The sequence below is a fragment of the Roseovarius sp. B08 genome (assembly GCF_051417955.1).
Lineage (GTDB): Bacteria > Pseudomonadota > Alphaproteobacteria > Rhodobacterales > Rhodobacteraceae > Roseovarius.
This window is the reverse complement of record NZ_JBPRLW010000001.1, coordinates 3996797-4016169: the sequence shown is the minus strand read 5'-3', so window position 1 is coordinate 4016169 and position 19373 is coordinate 3996797. Positions and strand designations below refer to the sequence as shown.

Here is a 19373-nt window from a genome sequence, read left to right as displayed (position 1 = left end):
ATTTTGAAATATTACTTCACATTATGAAAAATATAAGCGTCTGACAAGTATAAATAAATCAACTCAAATCAAAAATGAAAAATGATTTCAAAAAAATTTTCAAGCGTGAGCAAGCCCTGTACACAGGCGGTGAGTTTTGGAGGAGACGAACATGAGTTTTCAGAATCCCGTTTTCATTCCCGGCCCGACCAACGTGCCGGAGAGCCTGCGCAAAGCCTGCGACATGCCGACGATCGACCACCGGTCGGCCATCTTCGGAGATATCCTGCACCCCGCCCGCGCGGGCGTGCAAAAGGTGCTGAAGTCGACCTCGGCGGAGGTGTTCATCTTTCCGTCGACCGGCACGGGCGGTTGGGAAACCGCGCTGACCAACACGCTGTCGCCGGGCGACAAGGTGCTGATTGCGCGCAACGGCATGTTCAGCCACCGCTGGATCGACATGTGCGAGCGGCACGGGCTTGACCTGGTGATCGACGAGACCCCCTGGGGCGAGGGCATTTCCGCCGAGCGGTATGGCGAGATCCTGACCGCCGACAAGGGGCACGAGATCAAGGCGGTGCTGGCCACGCATAACGAGACGGCGACCGGCGTGAAGTCGGACATCGAAGCGATCCGCAAGGCGATGGACGCCGCCGGCCACCCGGCGATGCTGTTCGTGGACGGCGTCAGCTCCATCGGGTCGATGGATTTCCGCATGGACGAGTGGGGCGTGGACGTGGCCGTGACCGGCTCGCAGAAAGGGTTCATGCTGCCTGTCGGCCTGGCCATCGTCGGGTTCAGCAAAAAGGCGATGGAGGCGACGAAGTCGGCCAAGCTGCACCGGACGTTCTTTGATGTGCACGATATGCTGAAAGGCTACGCGGCCAGTGCCTATCCCTATACGCCGGCCGTGGGATTGATGAACGGTCTGAAAGTGTCCTGCGACATGCTGCTGGACGAAGGGCTGGAGGCGGTTTTCGCCCGGCACACGCGCATTGCCGATGGCGTTCGCGCGGCGGCGAAGGCATGGGGAATGCCGCTTTGTGCCAAGTCGCCGGAGGTTTACTCGGATACGGTAAGCGCTATCTGCACGCCTGAAGGCTTTAACGCGACCGAGATCGTGACCCATGCGGCGGATGCCTATGGCATGGCGTTCGGTGTGGGTCTTGGCGAGGTCGCGGGCAAGGTGTTCCGCTTTGGTCACCTTGGAAGCCTGACGGATGCGATGGCCCTGTCCGGCCTTGGCACGGCGGAAATGTGCATGGTGGACCTGGGTCTTGATATCGAACTTGGGTCCGGTGTGGCCGCGGCACAGGATGTGTGGCGCCGGCGCCCGGCCCAGAGCCAGAAGGACGCTGCCTGATGAAGGACGCCACGGAGATGTATATCCCCACATACCAGGACATGCTGGACGCGCATGAGCGGATCAAGCCGCATATCAACCGGACGCCGGTGCTGCGGTCTGACTATCTGAACGAACTGACCGGCGCAGAGCTGTTCTTCAAATGCGAGAACTTTCAGGAGCCGGGGGCGTTCAAGGTCCGTGGCGGATCGAATGCCGTGTTCGGCCTGAGCGACGAACAGGCGGAAAAGGGTGTGGCCACGCATTCGTCCGGCAACCACGCGCTGTGCCTGAGCTATGCGGCGGGGCGGCGGGGCATCCCGTGCAACGTGGTGATGCCGCGCACCGCGCCGCAAGCCAAGAAGGACGCCGTGCGGCGCTATGGCGGGACGATTACGGAGTGCGAGCCGTCCACGTCAAGCCGCGAGGCGGTGTTCGCCGAGGTGCAGGAAAAGACCGGCGGCGAGTTCGTGCATCCCTATAACGACCCGCGCGTGATTGCCGGGCAGGGGACGTGTTCCAAGGAGTTCATGGAGCAGGTCGATGGCCTCGAGATGATGGTCGCGCCCATCGGGGGTGGCGGCATGGTTTCGGGCACCTGCCTGACGCTGTCGAACCTGGCACCCGAGGTGAAGATCATCGCGGCCGAGCCGGAGCAGGCGGATGACGCCTATCGCAGTTTCAAGGCCGGGCACATCATCGCCGACGACGCGCCGGACACCATCGCGGACGGGCTGAAGGTGCCGCTGAAGGACCTGACATGGCATTTCGTGTCGAACCACGTGAGCGAGATGTATACCGCCAGCGAGGAAGAAATCATCGAGGCGATGAAGATCACGTGGAAGTACCTGCGGATCGTCATGGAACCCAGCTGTGCCGTGCCTCTGGCGGTGATCCTGAAGAACCCGGCTGCCTTCCAGGGCAAGCGCGTGGGTGTGATCGTGACCGGCGGCAATGTCGATCTGGACAAGTTGCCGTGGATGACGTGATTCCTTTGCACCCGGTTGTGGTTTCCGATAGGAAACTTACGTAGACGATATGAGCCGGCAGGGCGGCGAGGCCCTGCATGACAGTCAAATCAATTGGATAGGGAGAGATCCGATGAAAGACATGAGCAATCTCGACGATTTCGAAGTGGGCTTCGACATTCCGGCCAAGCCGGGGATGGACGAATCCGAGATCCAGACGCCCTGCCTTGTGCTGGACCTCGATGCGCTGGAGCGCAACATCAAGAAGATGGGCGATTACGCCAAGGAACACGGCATGCGCCACCGCACCCACGGCAAGATGCACAAGTCCGTGGACGTGCAGAAGCTGCAGGAGCAACTGGGCGGCGCGTGCGGCGTCTGCTGTCAGAAAGTATCCGAGGCCGAGGTGTTCGCCCGTGGCGGCATCAAGGACATCCTGGTCAGCAACCAGGTGCGCGACCCGGCCAAGATCGAACGACTGGCCAAGCTGCCGAAGCTGGGCGCGCGGACGATCTGCTGCGTGGACGACCTGGCCAACGTGGCCGACCTGTCGGCGGCGGCGCAGAAGCACGGCACCGAGATCGAGTGCCTTGTCGAGATCGACTGTGGCGCGGGCCGCTGCGGCGTGACAACGACGCCCGAAGTGGTGGAGATCGCCAAGGCGATCGACGCGGCAGACGGGCTGAAGTTTTCGGGCATCCAGGCCTATCAGGGCGCGATGCAGCACATGGACAGCTATGACGACCGCAAGGAAAAGATCGACATCGCCGTGGCGATGGTGAAGGACGCGGTCGACACGCTGAAGGCCGAAGGGCTGGACTGCGATATCGTCGGCGGTGGCGGCACCGGATCGTATTACTTCGAGTCGAACTCGGGCGTGTATAACGAGCTGCAATGCGGCTCCTACGCCTTCATGGACGCCGATTACGGCCGCATCCTCGACAAGGAAGGCAAGCGGATCGACCAGGGCGAGTGGGAGAACGCGTTCTTCATCCTGACCTCGGTCATGTCCCACGCCAAGGCGGACAAGGCGATCGTCGACGCGGGCCTGAAGGCGCAGTCGGTCGACAGTGGCCTGCCGGTGGTGTTTGGCCGCGATGACGTCGAATACATCAAATGCTCGGACGAGCATGGCGTGGTGAAGGATCCCGGCGGCGCGCTGAAGGTCAACGACAAGCTCAAGCTGGTGCCGGGCCACTGCGACCCGACCGCCAACGTGCATGACTGGTACGTGGGTGTGCGGAACGGCAAGGTGGAAACCGTCTGGCCGGTGTCGGCCCGCGGCCACGCGTACTGAACCCAATTCTTCCTGTGGACTGTCGGGGTTGGCATTTCGCTGACCCCGCTTTTTTGAAAGGCCCCGAAACATGATCATTGTTCCCGAGCGCGAGATTGCCGACCTGATGACCCGAGAAGCGGCGTTCGATGCCGTCGAAAAGGTGTTTGCCGCGATGGCGGCGGGTGACGCGTATAACTTTCCCGTCGTCCGCGAGGCGATCGGGCACGAGGACGCGCTTTACGGCTTCAAGGGCGGGTTCGACAAGGCGGGTCTGACGCTGGGGCTGAAGGCCGGGGGTACTGGCCCAACAACCTGGAGAAGCGGGACATCATCAACCACCAGTCGACGGTGTTCCTGTTCGATCCCGACACCGGCAAGGCCAAGGCGATGGTGGGCGGCAACCTGTTGACCGCGCTGCGCACTGCCGCCGCCTCTTCGGTGTCGATCAAGCATCTTGCGCGCAAGGATGCCAAGGTGATCGGCATGGTCGGCGCAGGGCACCAGGCGACGTTCCAATTGCGCGCGGCGCTGGAGCAGCGCCAGTTCGAGAAGGTGATCGGCTGGAACTATCACCCCGAGATGCTGCCCAATATCGAGAAGGTCGCCAAGGAAGCCGGCGTGGCTTTCGAAGCGGTCGAATTGGAGGGTATGACGGAGGCGGACGTGATCATCTCGATCACTTCGTCGTTCAATGCCACGCTGATGGCCGACCATGTCGGTGCGGGCTGTCACGTGGCCTGCATGGGCACCGACACCAAAGGCAAGCAGGAGGTCGAGGCGGCACTTTTGCAAAAGGCGACGGTTTTCACCGACGAGGTGGCGCAGTCGGTCAGCATCGGCGAGGCGCAGCACGCGGTGAGCGAGGGCCTGATCACGGAAGGCGACGTGCACCAGATCGGCGCGGTGATCAACGGCACCCATCCGGGGCGGACGAGCGATGAGGAGATCACGCTGTTCGACGGCACCGGTGTGGGGTTGCAGGATCTGGCCGTGGCCGCGAGCGTCGTGGACCTGGCCGTGGAGCAGGGCCGCGCCATCGAGGTGGATTTCTGAGGCGGACGTTTCGCCCCTGGGCCAGGCCCAGTTAGAGGCGCGGGGGAAACTTCGCGCCTTTTGCTTTGGCCTGGACCTTTGGCTGGAAGGGCCCGGACAGGGCCGCGTAATCCGGGATCTATTGCATCGCAGCGACGGGGAAAGAGCCCGTCTACCGGGACGAACCCGTAGCCGGGTGGAGTCGGTCAGGCGCTGATCGCGCCGGCAACGACTCATCGCTTGCTGTCGGCTGCATGAGAGCGCTTCGAAAGCGGCTGATCCAGTCTTTGAAATCAGACTTATCGATCAGCGTTCACGGCCCGGATCGGGCCTGGCGGGCCTCTTGGGAACGGGATGTGCGGATGCCTGTATCGAGCTCGACGCGCAATGTGAGATCGAGGAACGATCGTTTCCAGATGGCGTTGGTTCCGGTGGAGGATGTCGCGGTATGAGGGAAGAAGAAGGCGCTTTAAGTGACGTCCTTGAAGAGCTCGAAAAAGCTCTCGAGGGAAGAGATTCGGTTGAGGCAGGCCGTTTGATCGATGCGCTCGATCATCGTGGATACGGACCCGCATTGGCCACTCTGCCCCTGCTCGAACTCACTCCCATCGGCGGCATTCCGGGTTTCCCGACATTCCTCGCGCTCACGCTCGCCATTCTCACTATTCGACTGCTGGCGGGCTATGAGCATTTCTGGGCTCCCGACTGGCTCCGTCGACGCAAGCTCAGGTCGGAACGCGTGGTCAAGTCAGTTGATTGGTTGAAGCCTCTATCGCTTCGGATCGATGCAAAGCTTCAGGAGCGCCTGTCAGGTTTCGCGGGCTCGACTGCAAGGCGGGCGGCCTGCATCGTGATCCTGGGGCTTCTCCTTATGGTGCCGCCTCTCGAGGTTGTTCCTTTCGCCACGTCCGGCCCCATGATCGTTGTTGCGATTTTCGGCCTCGGCCTGCTCTACCGCGACGGTCTTCTCATGCTCTTGGGTTTTACAGGAGCGGTCTTTGCGGTTGTTTTCGGATTTTGGGGCCTTGTCGGTTCAGGGGGCTCCTCGGGCTGAATCCAAGCGGGCGCACGCCGGAGTCGAGGCCGTATTCGTTCCTGCTTAATCACCCGAGGGCGGGCCGAGCGGCCGATCATTCAGGGCGCGCACCCTTCGCCCTGCGGCCGTAAAGCATCACGCCGGGGCTGGCCGTTACCCCATGCAGCAGCACTGAAACCGCGACTACGGCGCTCGCCATCGTCCAAATGCGGGGATCGTGAAGGGTTTCTTCGGCATGAAGGGCATAGTAGATCGCTGCCACACCGACCGGTCCGAACCAGCCAAAGAACACTGCGTCGCGACGACTGATCTTCAGAAACGGGACCAGAAGCAGGATCGCCAGCGGCCGGCGCAACACCAGAACTGCCAAAGCGAAAACGAGCAGTGTCCAGCCACGATCAAGCCACGCGTTCCACGGCAACAGAGCCCCGGTCAGCACGAAGACTGGCAGGGTGAACAGCTTGGTGACGGCCTCCTGCACGTTCTCGTCCTCCAGCTCGGCCTCGCGATCGACAAGCGTATTGAAAGCCACGCCGGCGGCGAAAGACGCCAGTATACCATCCGAGCCCACGGCGTGCGCGCCGGCCACCGCCAGCAGCGCCAGAGCCACCGAGAGGCTCAGAAGCGAGCTGTGCTCCACCCAGCCGCGCCGATCGCCGACGCGCAGCGCCACGCCCGTCAGCCCACCAAGCGTCGCCCCTATCCCGACCGCGAGCAGGAGGTCGACAGGGATGACATGGGTGATCACCTGCGTCAGCCCCGCCTCGCTTCCTTCTGTCATCATCAGGAGAGGCAGGAGCACCAGCAGATAGGCCAGCCCGTCATTGGCGCCTGATTCCGCTGACAGGATGCTCCGGCTCTTTTGCGGCAACTCGGCCTCGGCGACATGCCCGGTGACGATCGAGGCCGCGACGACCGGATCGGTCGGCGTGAGGGCCGCTCCGAGGCTCATCGCCAGCAACGGCGCCAGCCCGAATGCCAGCCACGCCAGACCGCTGGAGACCGCCCACATCAGCAACAGCCCCGGTCCAAGCAGGATAAGCAGAGGCCGCCGCAACTCCAGGAGGTCCCTTATCGGCACACGCAGGGCCACACCCATCACGGAGATCGCCAATGTCAGCCGTGCGGCCTCTTTCAGGATCGCATGCGGCGCTCCCCATTCGTCCGGGCGCAGTAAGCCCGCGCCTGTAGGTCCTGCAGCAATTCCGACGCAAAGTGCCAGCAGAGGTCGAGAAACCGGTAGCTTCTGCAAGGGGCCCGAGGTGAGGCCCAGCAGAACCACCGTGAGTGCTGATATTGCCATCGTCAGATAGAGCTGCTGCATGATCGTTCACCGTTCCCCGTGTTCGACGCTGGGGAGAGTTTAACGAAGATCTAACGTTTTTCGCCCCGAAGGCCGCCGTGGTCCGACATCAAAACGGATAACTCCATCTTTGAATCGGCGAAAGGGTGGTTGAACCTATCGTTGTTCTATCGGTCACCACTGAGGCAAACGCCAACGCGACGCCGAAGGAAGAACGGAATGCGAAGCAGATCGACCCCGCCGATGCGCCCTGGATCGCACGAGGTGCAGATATGACAAAGTCGAGACGGGAACGAATTGTCCCTTGTGTGGCACACTGTGTCAGCGTTTGGAGCAGCTGTGTTCCGATTCTTGGTCACTCAAGCTTTCAGATGCCGCAGAGGTAGGCACCCCTGAACACGGCGGCCCATCAAAAGGTAGAACGGTGACCTGCCAAGTCCTTGAAAAGTGGTGAGCCGTGCAGGATTCGAACCTGCGACCCACTGATTAAAAGTCAGTTGCTCTACCAACTGAGCTAACGGCCCACTAGGCGGCCTATCTAGAAAGAGGGCGCAGGGGGTCAAGCCCGAATCGAAGGGAATTTTCCGGTGTGGCTGGATTCGTCGAGACGGGGGCTTTATATGCGCGGCCATGAGCGATGCACAGGACACCGGGTTGCCCTTCATGAAGATGCACGGGCTGGGAAACGACTTTGTCGTCGTGGATGCGCGTGTGCGCGCGCTGGAGGTCACGCCGGGACTGGCGCGGGCCATCGGGGACCGGCATCGCGGGATCGGGTTCGATCAGATGGCGGTGATGCACGCGGGCGCGGGGGATGCGCATCTGGAGTTCTGGAACAACGACGGGACGCAGGCCGCGGCCTGCGGGAACGCGACGCGGTGCATCGCGCGGTATCTGTTGGACGAATCGGGCAAGGAGAGCCTGCACCTGACCACGGCACGGGGGGATCTCTATGCGGTGGACGCGGGCGATGGGCTGACCTCGGTCAACATGGGGGCGCCGTTCCTGGAGTGGGACGGGGTGCCGCTTGCCGAGGAAATGGACACGCTGGAACTGCCCATAGAGGGCGGGCCTGTGGCGACGGGGATGGGTAACCCGCATTGCACCTTCTTCGTCGAGGATGCCGAGGCGGTGCCGATGGAGAGTTTCGGGCCGCGCTACGAGCATCATCCACTGTTTCCCGAGCGGACCAACGTGCAGGTGGCCAGCATTGTCGGCCCCAATCACATCCGGATGCGGGTTTGGGAGCGGGGCGTGGGTTTGACGCTGGCTTCGGGGTCGTCTTCATGTGCGGTCGCCGTGGCGGCGGCACGGCGGGGGCTGACGGGGCGCAAGGTGCGGATCGACCTGGATGGCGGCACGCTGCGGGTGGAGTGGCGCGAGGATGGCGTCTGGATGACCGGGCCGACGATGCATGTCTGCGACGGGGTGCTGACGGCGGATTTCCTGAGGGCCGCGTCATGAGCGCGCCGGTCTTCACCACGCTGGGCTGTCGGCTGAACGCGTACGAGACGGAAGCCATGAAGGAGCTTGCCGGCGCGGTTGGGCTGGAGAATGCCGTGGTGGTGAACACCTGCGCGGTGACCGCCGAGGCGGTGCGCAAGGCGCGGCAGGAGATTCGCAAGCTGCGGCGCGAGAACCCCGAGGCGCGGCTGATCGTGACGGGCTGCGCGGCGCAGACGGAACCCGAGACGTTTTCGGCCATGGCCGAGGTGGATGCCGTGATCGGCAACACCGAAAAGATGGTGCGCGACACCTGGGCGGGTCTTGCCGCCGATTTCATCGGCGAGACAGAGGCGGTGCAGGTCGACGACATAATGAGCGTCACCGAGACGGCAGGGCATCTGATCGACGGGTTCGGCACGCGGAGCCGCGCCTATGTGCAGGTGCAGAACGGGTGCGACCATCGCTGTACGTTCTGCATTATTCCCTACGGTCGGGGCAACTCTCGCAGCGTGCCGGCGGGGGTTGTGGTGGATCAGATCAAGCGGCTGGTCGATCGGGGCTATAACGAAGTGGTGCTGACCGGCGTGGACCTGACAAGCTGGGGCGCGGACCTGCCGGCGGAACCCAAGCTGGGCGATCTGGTGATGCGTATCCTGAAGCTGGTGCCGGATCTGCCGCGGTTGCGGATTTCCTCGATCGACTCGATCGAGGTGGACGAGAACCTGATGCGGGCGATTGCCACCGAAGCGCGGCTGATGCCGCATCTGCATCTGAGCCTGCAGCATGGCGACGACCTGATCCTCAAACGGATGAAGCGGCGGCATTTGCGGGACGATGCGATCCGGTTTTCCGAGGAGGCGCGTGCGCTGCGGCCCGATATGACCTTTGGCGCGGATATCATCGCCGGGTTCCCGACCGAGACAGAGGCGGCGTTCGAGAACTCGCTGCGGCTGGTCGAGGAGTGTGGGCTGACCTGGCTGCATGTCTTCCCCTACAGCCCGCGCCCGGGCACTCCGGCGGCGCGGATGCCGCAGGTGGACGGGCGGGCGATCAAGGAGCGGGCGGCACGGTTGCGGGCGGTGGGCGCGGCGCGCGTGGCGCGGCATCTGGACGAACAGCAGGGGCGGGTGCACAGGGTTCTGCTGGAAAATGCCCGGATAGGGCGGACCGAGCAGTTCACCGAGGTGACGTTCGGCAGTGACCAACCCGAGGGGCAGATCGTGTCGGCCCGCGTGACCGGGCATGATGCGGCGCGGCTGACGGCAGACCCGGCCTTGTGCTAGACTGTATGCGGTCGGCCGGGGGAGGCGCGCATGCGTACGGAAGAGATTATCGAAAAGGCAGTGACGGCGTATTCCAGCGGCGACACGGGCGCGCTGGATGCGTTTTTGGCCGACAACCTTTGCTATTGGATCAACGGTCAGCCGGAATGTGGGAAGTTCACCTGTGACGTGACGGGAAAACCGGCGTTCTCTGATGCTGTGGGCGCGATACTGGAACGGTGGGACATCAGCGACTACCGGATCGTCGACCTGATCGTGAGCGGCGATCTGGCGGCGGCGCAAGTGGCGCACGGGGCGACGCACAAGCAGACGGGGCGGCAGTTCGACACGCGGCTGGCTCTGTTCTTTGCGGTCAGGGACGGGCAGATCACCGAGATTGTCGAGTATCACGATACCGCCGCCTTCGCCCGGGACCCCTGAGCCGCGATTGTGACGGGGACAATTCTTTGCTGGCCTTGAGGCCCGGCGCCGCGACATGGTGGGCGCAAAAGGAGCCATGCCATGCATCCCAATCCGATCTTTCGCCAGACGCCCGACGCGCGGAACATCGCGTTCGCGCGGGCGCAAGGCTTTGGCGTGCTGGCGTTGGCGAGCGAGGGCGCGCCGCTGATGAGCCATATCCCGTTCCTGTTGTCGGAGGACGGGGCGGTGGCGGAGTTTCACCTTGTGCGCTCGAACCCGATCGCGCGGGCGCTCTCTGCGCCTTTGCATGCGCGGATCGCTGTCGTTGGGCCGTATTCCTATGTCTCGCCGGACTGGTACGGGGTGGAGAACCAGGTGCCGACGTGGAATTACGTGGCGGTGCATCTGCTGGGGGAAGTGGAGCTGCGGCCACAGGCCGAGATGCGCGATTTGCTGGACCGGCAATCGGCGCAGTTCGAGGAACAGTTGCTTCCGAAGGCGCCGTGGACGGCCGACAAGATGACGCCGGACGTGATGGACCGGACGATGCGGCAGATCGTGCCGTGCCGGATGCGGGTGGACGAAATAGCCGGCACATGGAAGCTGAACCAGAACAAGGCCGACGAAGTGCGCCTGCGGGCCGCCGAGGCGGTGGAGGCATCGGGGATGGGCGTGCAGACCGGGGCGCTGGGCGCGCTGATGCGGGAGGCGGGCAGCTAGACCTTGGCGGATCGGCGGCGTAGCCTGTGAGAAAATCGGAAAGGGATATGCGATGCAACTGATCTCTGCCAAGCCGTCGCCCTATGGGCGCAAGGTGAAGGTGACCCTGATCGAGACCGGGCTGATCGACGAGGTCGAGATGGTCGAGGTGACGACCACGCCGGTGGCGACCGATGCGATGGTGGCAGCGGCGAACCCGGTAGGCAAGATTCCGGCGCTTGTTCGCAATGACGGGCCGACGCTGTACGATAGCCGGGTGATCTGTCGCTACCTCGATGCGCGGGCGGGCACGACGCTGTACCCGCAGGGCCGGATCTGGGAGACGCTGACGCTGGAGGCGACGGCGGACGGGATTCTGGATGCGGCGCTGGCGATGGTCTACGAGCGGCGGGTAAGGCCCGAAGCCATGGTCTACGAGCCGTGGATCGAGGCGCAGTGGGAAAAGGTCGCGCGCAGCGCGGCGGCGATCAATGCGCGGTGGATGAGCCATCTGCGCGGGCCGCTGGATGCGGGGCAGATCGCGGTGGGCTGTGCGCTGGGCTATCTTGATTTCCGGCTGGACGATCGGGGCTGGCGCAAGGGCAATGACGCGCTGGCCGACTGGTTCGCGGCGTTTGCCGAGCGCGAGAGCATGACGGCCACCGCGCCCGTCTGAGTCAGAAGATGAAGTCGTCGGCGGCGAGCGGCGCTTCGAGGCCGGTGAAGATGATCGAGTCGCCATTGCCGAGGTCGATCAGCGCCTGATCGCCGGAATAGGTGATAAGGCCTTCGATGTCGGCGAAGGACGTAAAGCCGAAGCCGCCGATGCCGACCTGGTCGATCCCGGTCTCGAAATTGTCGATCACGTCATTGCCGTTGCCTTGCACGAAGTAGACGCTGTCCACGTCGCCGTCGTCGGTCAGGAAGATGAAATCGTCGCCCGTGCCGCCGAAAACGATATCGGCGCCTTCGCCGGTGTGGATGCTGTCGTCGCCGGCCTCGCCATAGAGGTTGTCGTCGCCCTCGCCGCCCACGACCACGTCATCGCCGCCATTGGCGATGATCACGTCATTGCCCAGCCCGCCGAAGACGCTGTCATTTCCCGCGCCGGTTTCGATCGTGTCGTCGCCGGCGAAGCCGTAGTATCGTGAGCCGTCCGCGGTATTGGTGTCGAAGATATGGTCGTCGCCTTTCGTGCCATGCACCTCGCCGGGCAGGACGCGGCCGCCGGGGGCGCCATCGTGGCTGTCTTCGCCATCGGTGAAATCGCCGGGCAGGTCGGGGCGTCCGGCGAAGCTGAATACACCCTTATTTGTAGAGGTGCTGGCGGTGAAATCGTGGGTGGCACTGTCGATGAACTGGAAGCTGTCGCGTTTCATTGTGTGGTCCTCTGCGTTGAACATGACCATGTGTCGGGTCGCGGAAGCGCAGCGTTCAAAGAAAGCGGCCCGGGGTGGAGAGACCTCGGGCCGTTTCATGTGGCTCAGGTCAGCAGGCGCCGCAGCGGCGGGATGCGGGAAATCACCAACACGTCGAGCGCGATGACCCCGATCAGCGTCAGGCCAGCCAGGGGGAAGGCCAGGGACACCAGCAGACCCACCAGCACTGCGCCGGACCAGAGCGGCATGTTGGCGGGCATCGGCGGCGGGGCGAGGCGCAGGGTGCCCGAGGGGCGGCGTTTCCACCACATCACCACCGCCGTGACGCAGAGCATCAGCACCGTCAGGCAGAAGGCGGTGTTGGCCAGAACGCTCCAGAGGCCCAGCGTGCCCATGTGAAGGGCGATGCCCACGGCCATGGCCTTGCCGGCCAGCGAGTAGTCCTCGTAGCGGATATCGGCGAGGATCTTCCCGGTATATCGGTCCACGTGGGTGGTACGGTCGGTGGTGGGGTTCACGTCATCGGTGTTCATCGAATCCCGCCCGAAGGTGTAGACGCCGGTTTTGCCCGAGGGCAGGTTCATCTGGTAGCGCCCGTCAAAGCCGATCTGGCGGGCCAGCGCGTCCATGCTGTCGATGTTGACCAGCGTGCCGGGGGCGAGGCCGTCGGTGCCGGCTTGGCTGCCAGAGGCGGGCAGGGGCGTCTGCTCCAGCACCCAGGGCACGTCGGCGCGGCCGGCGTTGAGGCTGGCATGGGTGGTGTCGGAAAGGGGGACATTGTCCCACTTCTCAGCGGGGAACTGGCTCCAGGCCTGGACCATCTTGGCGCCCCAGATTCCCGTCCAAGAGAGGCCCGAGAGCAGGAAGAAGATGAGGATGATGGAGATCCAGAAGCCCGCTGCGCCGTGCAGAGCACGCCAGCCGGCGCGGCCCCGGCCCAGGCGGGGCAACAGAGCCTCGCGCCAGGTGCCGCCGCCACGAGGCCACCACATGTAAAGGCCTGTGGCAATCAAGACCATGCCGATGGAGGCGGCGATTTCCAGCATCCGGTCGCCGGTGACGCCAAGCCTGATGTCGCTGTGCAGGCTGTCGGCAAAGTCGTACCAGCCGCTGCGGCGCGGCCAGCTTTGGATGACCCGAGCCGTGTAGGGATCGACGGCGTCCATTTGCGGGCCGGTGGCATCGTCGACGCGGAAGACGGCGGCGACATCGTCGGTGCGGGGCGCGATGTAGGCGCGCAGCTCGCCCTCGGGGACGGCGGCGAGGGCTGCCTTGGCCTGATCCGAGACGGCCGTGGGTGCCTCCAATGCGGTGACGGGGATGCGTTCGCCGTCGCGGCCGTCGATATGAGCGATTCAGAGCATCATCAGGCCGGTGATGGCCAGAAGGGCGAAGAAGGGGATGACGTAAAGCCCGGCGTAGAAGTGCCAGCGCCACGCGGCGCGGTAGAGTTTTTGCGGGTCATGCGCAGCGGTCTGGGCCGCGCCCATGGGGGTAGGGTCGGAAACCATGACGGTTCTCCTTTGATGTGAAGCAATTGGGTAAGTGCAGTCAGATCAAAGGTATGCGGGGGTGCGCGGGGTTGCGCCGGGGGAACCCGGGGCGCGGGAGCGGGGCTGCCGCGTGAACGAGAACGGCGTCGCGATGGGTGGCGCGGATCGGGCGCGCGGCAAGGATCGGGGCGACGGCCGGATCGGCGGCCTTGGCGTGTGTGACCCAGGGGCAGGGCACGTCCTCGGCCTCGACGGGGGTGCCGTTTTCATCGACGGTGATGCTGCGCTCGGCATCGCCGGTACAGAGCACGACCGTGATGCCGCCGGGCTGGAACTGGGGCATGGTGCCCGGTGCGAAGGAGGAATAGGCGGTGAAGACGACAAGAAACGCCCAGAGCAGCATCAGGCCGATGCCGCGGTTCGCGCCGGAGCGGTGTAGGCGTTTCGTGGTCATGACAGGTCAATAGCGCGCCCCGGGGGCGCGCGCCAGACCCTAGAAGCTGTAGCTGATGCCGAAGTTCAGCGCGTGGGTCAGCAGGTCGGTGCTGAGGCGGCCGTCGGGCTGGCCGGGGTCGCCGTCGATGGTGATGTCGTTCTCGGAATAGGTCATCTGGTATTCGCCGAAGAGCGCCCAGCGGTCGGTGAAGTCGTACTTGATGCCGGCGATGCCGCGCACCGCGACGCCGGTGTTCTCGTAGTCGTAGGTGCGGTTGGTGGCGCCCACGGCCAGCGCATCGACATGCGGAACCGCGACGCCGAGGCCACCGCCGACATAGGGCGTGAAGCGGCCCTGGTTGAACGCGCCGGGCCAGCGTTTCATCACGTTGGCGGTGAAGATATTGTGGCCGTCCGAAAGCTCGAACCGGGTGAGGCCGACGGCGGCGGCGTCGCCCGCCGGCATGTAGGCCTTGGTGTGCGTGCCCTCGAGCCCGAAGCCCCAGTTGGTATCGGTCCAGTACATGATGCGGCCGCCGTAGTAGATCGGCGCATCGAAGGGTTTGCCGTCCCAGCCGATGTTGCGGCTGAAGCCGCCGCCGCCGTTGGGCAGCGTGCCGCTGGCGGTGCTTTCGGTCACGCCCTGGGCGCCGAGATAAAAGCTGAGCTCGATCTCGGCGGCGGCGGGGCTGGCCATTGCGAGGAGGGCGAACAGGGAAACACGAACGGAATTCAGCATGATACGGGCCTTTTCAAGAAACAGCGCGGGTTGGCTCGTGCTTACACCCGCGGCGGGACCGTCACAAGCGCGACAGATGAGCACCCTCTTCAAATGATTGGCATTGTGCACTGGACGCCTCAGGCAAGCTTGGATAAATACGCGCATGATCGCGGTGAGGGGAGTCGTCCGTCTGCCGCATACGGGGATTTGCCTAGAAGGCTCAGACAGATTGGAGATTGGCTCGTGTCCCACGCAGAAGACCACGAAGGTACACGCAGAGATTTCATTTATTACGCGACCGCCGGCGCGGGTGTCGTGGCGGTCGGTGCAGCGGTTTGGCCGCTGGTCAACCAGATGAACCCCTCTGCCGACGTTCAGGCGCTCAGCTCGATCCGGGTGGACGTGTCCGGTATCGAACAGGGTTCGCAACTGACGGTGAAATGGCTGGGCAAGCCGGTCTTCATCCGCCGCCGCACCGAGGCCGAGATCGAGGCCGCGCGCGAAGCGGACGTCTCCAGCCTGCCCGACCCGATCGCGCGGAACGAGAACCTGCAAGGCGAGGTTCCCGCCTCGGACGAGAACCGGGCGCTGGATGAAACCGGCGAGTGGCTGGTGCAGATCGGTGTGTGCACGCACCTGGGCTGCGTGCCGCTGAGCAATGCCGGCGATTACGTGCTGGACAGCGGCGTGGGTGGCTGGTTCTGCCCCTGCCACGGGTCGCACTACGACACGGCGGGACGGATCCGCAAAGGCCCCGCGCCGACGAACCTGCCGGTGCCGATTGCCGAGTTCGTCGACGAAACGACCGTGAAACTGGGATAAGGAATAACAACAATGTCTGGAATTCCTCACGACCATTACGAGCCGAAAACCAGTGGCGAGAAGTGGCTGAACCGCCGCCTTCCCATTGTCGGTCTTCTGTACGACACGATCATGATCCCCACGCCCAAGAACCTGAACTGGATGTGGATCTGGGGCATCGTGCTGACCTTCTGCCTGGTGCTGCAGATCGTCACCGGTATCGTCCTGGCGATGCACTATACGCCGCATGTGGACGAGGCGTTCGCGTCGGTCGAGCACATCATGCGCAACGTCAACGGCGGGCACATGCTTCGCTACCTGCACATGAACGGCGCCTCGCTGTTCTTCTTTGCGGTCTACCTGCATATCTTCCGCGGTCTTTACTACGGCTCCTACAAGGCGCCGCGCGAAATCACGTGGATCATCGGGATGCTGATCTACCTGCTGATGATGGGCACGGCCTTCATGGGCTACGTGCTGCCCTGGGGTCAGATGTCGTTCTGGGGAGCCACGGTGATCACCGGGCTGTTCGGGGCGATCCCGCTGATCGGTGAGCCGATCCAGACATGGCTGCTGGGTGGTCCGGCGGTGGACAACGCCACGCTGAACCGCTTTTTCAGCCTGCATTACCTGCTGCCCTTCGTGATTGCCGCCCTCGTGGCCGTGCATATCTGGGCGTTCCACACCACGGGCAACAACAATCCCACGGGTGTCGAAGTGCGCCGCACCTCGAAGGCCGAGGCCGAGAAGGACACCGTTTCGTTCTGGCCCTATTTCGTGATCAAGGACCTGTTCGCACTGGCCGTGATCCTGGCGGTGTTCTTTGCCATCGTGGGCTTCATGCCGAACTACCTGGGCCACCCCGACAACTATATCGAGGCCAACGCCCTGGCGACGCCGGCGCATATCGTGCCCGAATGGTATTTCCTGCCGTTCTACGCGATCCTGCGGGCGTTCACGTCGGACGTGTGGGTGGTGCAGTTCGCATCCTTCATCACCGGCGGCATCATCGACGCCAAGTTCTTTGGCGTGCTGGCCATGTTCGGCGCGATCGCCGTGATGGCGCTGGCGCCGTGGCTGGACACCTCGATGGTGCGCTCGGGCCGGTATCGCCCGATGTTCAAATGGTGGTTCTGGCTGCTGGCGGTCGACTTCGTGCTGCTGATGTGGCTGGGCGCCCGCCCGGCGGAAGAGCCCTATGCGACCTACTCGCTGATCGCCTCGACCTATTGGTTCGCCTACTTCCTGGTGATCCTGCCGCTGTTGGGCGTGATCGAGAAACCGTTGCCGATGCCCGAGACCATCGAAGAGGATTTCGAGGCGCACAAGGCGGCGACCGGCGGCACGACCACCGTTGCCAGCCCGGCCGAGTAAGAGAAAGGATCAGGCAAATGATGAAGACATTCGCGATCAGCGCAGTCACGGCCCTGGCCCTTTCGACCGGTGGCGCGTTCGCCGCCGGTGAGGGCGGCCACACCAAGGATGTCGACTTTTCCTTCGAGGGACCGTTCGGCAGCTTCGACCAGGCACAGCTTCAGCGCGGACTGCAGGTCTATACCGAGGTCTGTGCGTCCTGCCACGGGCTGCAATACGTGCCGCTGCGCACGCTGGCCGACGAGGGCGGGCCGCATTTCTCGGAAGCCGAAGTGCGTGCCTATGCCGAACAGAACTTCGAAGTGTTCGACGAGGAACTGGACGATTTCCGTGCGGCACGCCCGGTCGACCATTTCCCCGGGTCCAACCTGGAAAACGCGCCCGACCTCAGCCTGATGGCCAAGGCCCGTGCCGGGTTCCACGGTCCCGCAGGGACGGGGATCAACCAGCTTGTCAAAGGTATGGGCGGGCCGGAATACATCTATTCTCTGCTGACCGGGTATACCGGCGAGACCAAGGAAGAAGCGGGAACCACGCTTTACGAGAACACCGCTTATCCGGGAACCTGGATCGGGATGGCGCCGCCGCTTTACGGCGAGGACGTGGAATATGCCGATGGTCACGCGAACGACCTGAGCGCGATTTCCAAGGATGTCGCGGCGTTCCTGATGTGGACGGCGGAGCCCAAGATGATGGACCGCAAGCAGGCGGGCCTGACCGGGGTGATCTTCCTGACGCTGCTGTCGGTGCTGCTGTACCTGACAAACAAGCGGATCTGGAAGCCGATCAAGAAGAAATACGAAAGCTGAGGGACCGGCCTTCGCTGAACTTTGAAAGCCCCCGTTGCCATGCACCGGGGGCTTTTTGCTGTGGGCAAGGGGCCGAGCGTCACACCTGAGGTGGGCCCCGGAACCTCAGACGGTTGCCTGTTTCACCGCGCCGACGACATCCTCCAGCACCGTGTCCAGCAGCGCCGGATCGACGGACTCTCCCATGACGCGTATGAGCGGTTCGGTCCCGGACTTGCGGATCAGCAGGCGTCCGTCGCTGCCCAGCTTCTTTTCGCCGTTGGCGATGGCCTGCTGCACCACGTCGGCCTCGAGCGGGGTCTGGCCGGACTGGAAGCGGACGTTCACGAGCTTTTGCGGGACGGGTGTGAAGACACGGGCAAGCTCGCTGGCCTTCTGGCCGGTTTCCACCATCGAGGCGAGGAATTGCAGGGCGCCGATCAGGCCGTCGCCGGTGGTGGCGTAATCGGTCATGACGATATGGCCGGATTGTTCGCCGCCCAGATTGTGGCCACAGGCGCGCATTTCCTCGACCACGTAGCGGTCGCCGACCTTGGTGCGCTTGAGGCCGATCCCCTTGGCGGCGAGGTGCCGTTCCAGCCCGAGGTTGGACATGACCGTAGCGACCAGCGTATCGCCCTTGAGCCGGCCTTCGGCGGCCCAGCGGGTGGCGATGAGGGCCATGATCTGATCCCCGTCGGCGATATGCCCGGTTTCGTCGATCAGCACGAGGCGGTCGGCATCGCCGTCCAGGCAGATGCCCAGATCGGCGCGGGTTTCCAGCACCTTGCGTGCCGCCGCGTCGGGATGGGTGGAGCCGCATTCGAAGTTGATGTTGGTGCCGTCGGGCTCGATCCCCAGAGGGATGACATCGGCACCAAGTTCCCACAGGACGGCGGGCGCGGTCTTGTAGGCGGCGCCGTTGGCGCAGTCGACCACGATGCGCAGCCCTTCGAGCCGGCCGCGATAGGGGAAGGTCGTCTTGGCGTATTCGACATACCGGCCGCGGGCGTCCTCGAACCGCTTGGCGCGGCCGATGTTTTCCGGCTTGGCCAGGCGCGCTCCGTCTTGCAGCAATTGTTCGATTCCCGCCTCGGAGTCGTCCGACAGCTTGAAGCCGTCGGGACCGAAAAGCTTGATCCCGTTGTCGCTGGCGGGGTTGTGACTGGCAGAGATCATGACGCCGACATCTGCGCGCAGTGAGTGCGTGAGGTAGCCCACGGCGGGCGTGGGCACGGGGCCGAGCAGGAAGACATCCATGCCGGTCGAGGCGAAACCGGCGGTCAGGGCGTATTCGATCATGTAGCCCGACAGGCGGGTGTCCTTGCCGATCACCACGCGGTGTTCCTGGTTGTCGCGGCGGAAATGCCGCCCGGCCGCGGCGCCGAGTTTCAACGCAAGTTCGGCGGTCATGGGCCATGTGTTGGCCTCGCCCCGGACGCCGTCGGTTCCGAAGAGTTTGTCAGCCATGCACACGCACCTTTTGCCCCGTGACGTTTTTATGACCATCCTCATACAAGCGCCGCCGCGCCCTGTCCAATGGTGCGCGGCGGCATAAGCCATTTGTGGCATGGAACGCATGGTGCCGCGCCTCTATGCGGGTCCGGGGTATG

17 protein-coding genes, 1 tRNA gene and 2 pseudogenes are annotated in these 19373 nt (G+C 63.9%); 13 read left to right on the top strand and 7 right to left on the bottom strand.

Annotated features, from left to right (window positions below; all coding sequences use genetic code 11):
• Positions 1-151 precede the first annotated feature (151 nt).
• The 5 genes and pseudogenes from bhcA (at position 152) to ACSQ76_RS20415 (ending at position 5654) form a co-directional block, all read left to right on the top strand.
• Complete coding sequence (bhcA, locus tag ACSQ76_RS20435) at positions 152-1342, top strand: L-aspartate--glyoxylate aminotransferase BhcA (RefSeq protein ID WP_437157999.1); 1191 nt, start codon at positions 152-154, stop codon at positions 1340-1342.
• Entirely contained in the window at positions 1342-2310 is a 969-nt protein-coding gene (gene bhcB / locus ACSQ76_RS20430) for a beta-hydroxyaspartate dehydratase BhcB (RefSeq protein WP_437157998.1), read from the top strand. Before bhcA ends, bhcB begins: the two co-directional genes overlap by 1 nt.
• A 112-nt stretch (positions 2311-2422) precedes the next feature.
• Entirely contained in the window at positions 2423-3586 is a 1164-nt protein-coding gene (gene bhcC / locus ACSQ76_RS20425) for a 3-hydroxy-D-aspartate aldolase BhcC (RefSeq protein WP_437157997.1), read from the top strand.
• Positions 3587-3656: 70 nt separating this feature from the next.
• Positions 3657-4621, top strand: a pseudogene (gene bhcD / locus ACSQ76_RS20420) (iminosuccinate reductase BhcD).
• Positions 4622-5048: 427 nt separating this feature from the next.
• Positions 5049-5654 carry an exopolysaccharide biosynthesis protein gene (locus ACSQ76_RS20415; protein WP_437157996.1) on the top strand — a complete coding sequence of 202 codons (606 nt, stop codon included), beginning with the start codon at positions 5049-5051 and terminating at the stop codon, positions 5652-5654.
• Between the two features lie 76 nt (positions 5655-5730).
• Here ACSQ76_RS20415 and ACSQ76_RS20410 read toward each other — a convergent pair whose 3' ends face one another.
• Together ACSQ76_RS20410 and ACSQ76_RS20405 are read right to left on the bottom strand one after the other, a co-directional pair.
• A complete protein-coding gene (locus ACSQ76_RS20410) occupies positions 5731-6960 on the bottom strand; it encodes a cation:proton antiporter domain-containing protein (RefSeq protein WP_437157995.1) in 1230 nt (409 codons plus the stop codon).
• Positions 6961-7387: 427 nt separating this feature from the next.
• A tRNA-Lys gene (locus ACSQ76_RS20405) sits at positions 7388-7463 on the bottom strand.
• Positions 7464-7569: 106 nt separating this feature from the next.
• Here ACSQ76_RS20405 and dapF point away from each other — a divergent pair.
• The 5 genes from dapF to ACSQ76_RS20380 all read left to right on the top strand — a co-directional run bounded on the left by dapF (position 7570) and on the right by ACSQ76_RS20380 (position 11445).
• Positions 7570-8403, top strand: a complete 834-nt coding sequence (dapF, locus tag ACSQ76_RS20400) for a diaminopimelate epimerase (protein ID WP_437157994.1) — start codon at positions 7570-7572, stop codon at positions 8401-8403.
• On the top strand, positions 8400-9668 hold the full coding sequence (mtaB, locus tag ACSQ76_RS20395; RefSeq protein WP_437157993.1) for a tRNA (N(6)-L-threonylcarbamoyladenosine(37)-C(2))-methylthiotransferase MtaB: 1269 nt from the start codon (positions 8400-8402) through the stop codon (positions 9666-9668). Before dapF ends, mtaB begins: the two co-directional genes overlap by 4 nt.
• Positions 9669-9698: 30 nt before the next feature.
• Entirely contained in the window at positions 9699-10088 is a 390-nt protein-coding gene (locus tag ACSQ76_RS20390; RefSeq protein WP_437157992.1) for a nuclear transport factor 2 family protein, read from the top strand.
• An 81-nt stretch (positions 10089-10169) separates the two neighbouring features.
• Positions 10170-10790 (top strand): FMN-binding negative transcriptional regulator, encoded by a 621-nt coding sequence (locus ACSQ76_RS20385; protein ID WP_437157991.1) that lies wholly within the window; start codon positions 10170-10172, stop codon positions 10788-10790.
• A gap of 52 nt (positions 10791-10842) precedes the next feature.
• Entirely contained in the window at positions 10843-11445 is a 603-nt protein-coding gene (locus tag ACSQ76_RS20380; RefSeq protein ID WP_437157990.1) for a glutathione S-transferase, read from the top strand.
• Position 11446: 1 nt separating this feature from the next.
• Here ACSQ76_RS20380 and ACSQ76_RS20375 read toward each other — a convergent pair whose 3' ends face one another.
• The 4 genes and pseudogenes from ACSQ76_RS20375 to ACSQ76_RS20360 form a co-directional block, all read right to left on the bottom strand.
• Positions 11447-12148 (bottom strand): calcium-binding protein, encoded by a 702-nt coding sequence (locus ACSQ76_RS20375; protein ID WP_437157989.1) that lies wholly within the window; start codon positions 12146-12148, stop codon positions 11447-11449.
• 104 nt (positions 12149-12252) lie between these two features.
• Positions 12253-13638: pseudogene (locus tag ACSQ76_RS20370) on the bottom strand (PepSY-associated TM helix domain-containing protein).
• Positions 13639-13699: 61 nt separating this feature from the next.
• Positions 13700-14095, bottom strand: coding sequence for a hypothetical protein (locus ACSQ76_RS20365; RefSeq protein ID WP_437157988.1), 396 nt, complete (start codon positions 14093-14095; stop codon positions 13700-13702).
• 39 nt (positions 14096-14134) lie between these two features.
• Positions 14135-14815: an outer membrane protein gene (locus ACSQ76_RS20360; RefSeq protein ID WP_306127488.1), complete on the bottom strand. Its 681-nt coding sequence runs from the start codon at positions 14813-14815 to the stop codon at positions 14135-14137.
• Between the two features lie 225 nt (positions 14816-15040).
• Between ACSQ76_RS20360 and petA the strand changes: the two genes are divergently transcribed.
• The 3 genes from petA to ACSQ76_RS20345 are packed head-to-tail and all read left to right on the top strand — an operon-like array spanning position 15041 to position 17781.
• Positions 15041-15619 carry a ubiquinol-cytochrome c reductase iron-sulfur subunit gene (gene petA / locus ACSQ76_RS20355; RefSeq protein ID WP_306127489.1) on the top strand — a complete coding sequence of 193 codons (579 nt, stop codon included), beginning with the start codon at positions 15041-15043 and terminating at the stop codon, positions 15617-15619.
• Between the two features lie 12 nt (positions 15620-15631).
• Positions 15632-16972, top strand: a complete 1341-nt coding sequence (gene petB / locus ACSQ76_RS20350) for a cytochrome b (RefSeq protein WP_437157987.1) — start codon at positions 15632-15634, stop codon at positions 16970-16972.
• 17 nt (positions 16973-16989) lie between these two features.
• Entirely contained in the window at positions 16990-17781 is a 792-nt protein-coding gene (locus ACSQ76_RS20345; protein ID WP_306127491.1) for a cytochrome c1, read from the top strand.
• A 105-nt stretch (positions 17782-17886) separates the two neighbouring features.
• On the opposite strand, the gene glmM is transcribed toward ACSQ76_RS20345, so the two are convergent.
• On the bottom strand, positions 17887-19230 hold the full coding sequence (gene glmM / locus ACSQ76_RS20340) for a phosphoglucosamine mutase (RefSeq protein WP_437157986.1): 1344 nt from the start codon (positions 19228-19230) through the stop codon (positions 17887-17889).
• Between the last annotated feature and the right edge of the window lie 143 nt (positions 19231-19373).

Bases quoted from the DNA above. Each gene is read 5' to 3' on its own strand.
- bhcA (WP_437157999.1), top strand. From the start codon at position 152: ATGAGTTTTCAGAATCCCGTTTTCATTCCCGGCCCGACCAACGTGCCG.
- bhcB (WP_437157998.1), top strand. From the start codon at position 1,342: ATGAAGGACGCCACGGAGATGTATATCCCCACATACCAGGACATGCTG.
- bhcC (WP_437157997.1), top strand. From the start codon at position 2,423: ATGAAAGACATGAGCAATCTCGACGATTTCGAAGTGGGCTTCGACATT.
- ACSQ76_RS20415 (WP_437157996.1), top strand. From the start codon at position 5,049: ATGAGGGAAGAAGAAGGCGCTTTAAGTGACGTCCTTGAAGAGCTCGAA.
- ACSQ76_RS20410 (WP_437157995.1), bottom strand. From the start codon at position 6,960: ATGCAGCAGCTCTATCTGACGATGGCAATATCAGCACTCACGGTGGTT.
- dapF (WP_437157994.1), top strand. From the start codon at position 7,570: ATGAGCGATGCACAGGACACCGGGTTGCCCTTCATGAAGATGCACGGG.
- mtaB (WP_437157993.1), top strand. From the start codon at position 8,400: ATGAGCGCGCCGGTCTTCACCACGCTGGGCTGTCGGCTGAACGCGTAC.
- ACSQ76_RS20390 (WP_437157992.1), top strand. From the start codon at position 9,699: ATGCGTACGGAAGAGATTATCGAAAAGGCAGTGACGGCGTATTCCAGC.
- ACSQ76_RS20385 (WP_437157991.1), top strand. From the start codon at position 10,170: ATGCATCCCAATCCGATCTTTCGCCAGACGCCCGACGCGCGGAACATC.
- ACSQ76_RS20380 (WP_437157990.1), top strand. From the start codon at position 10,843: ATGCAACTGATCTCTGCCAAGCCGTCGCCCTATGGGCGCAAGGTGAAG.
- ACSQ76_RS20375 (WP_437157989.1), bottom strand. From the start codon at position 12,148: ATGAAACGCGACAGCTTCCAGTTCATCGACAGTGCCACCCACGATTTC.
- ACSQ76_RS20365 (WP_437157988.1), bottom strand. From the start codon at position 14,095: ATGACCACGAAACGCCTACACCGCTCCGGCGCGAACCGCGGCATCGGC.
- ACSQ76_RS20360 (WP_306127488.1), bottom strand. From the start codon at position 14,815: ATGCTGAATTCCGTTCGTGTTTCCCTGTTCGCCCTCCTCGCAATGGCC.
- petB (WP_437157987.1), top strand. From the start codon at position 15,632: ATGTCTGGAATTCCTCACGACCATTACGAGCCGAAAACCAGTGGCGAG.
- ACSQ76_RS20345 (WP_306127491.1), top strand. From the start codon at position 16,990: ATGATGAAGACATTCGCGATCAGCGCAGTCACGGCCCTGGCCCTTTCG.
- glmM (WP_437157986.1), bottom strand. From the start codon at position 19,230: ATGGCTGACAAACTCTTCGGAACCGACGGCGTCCGGGGCGAGGCCAAC.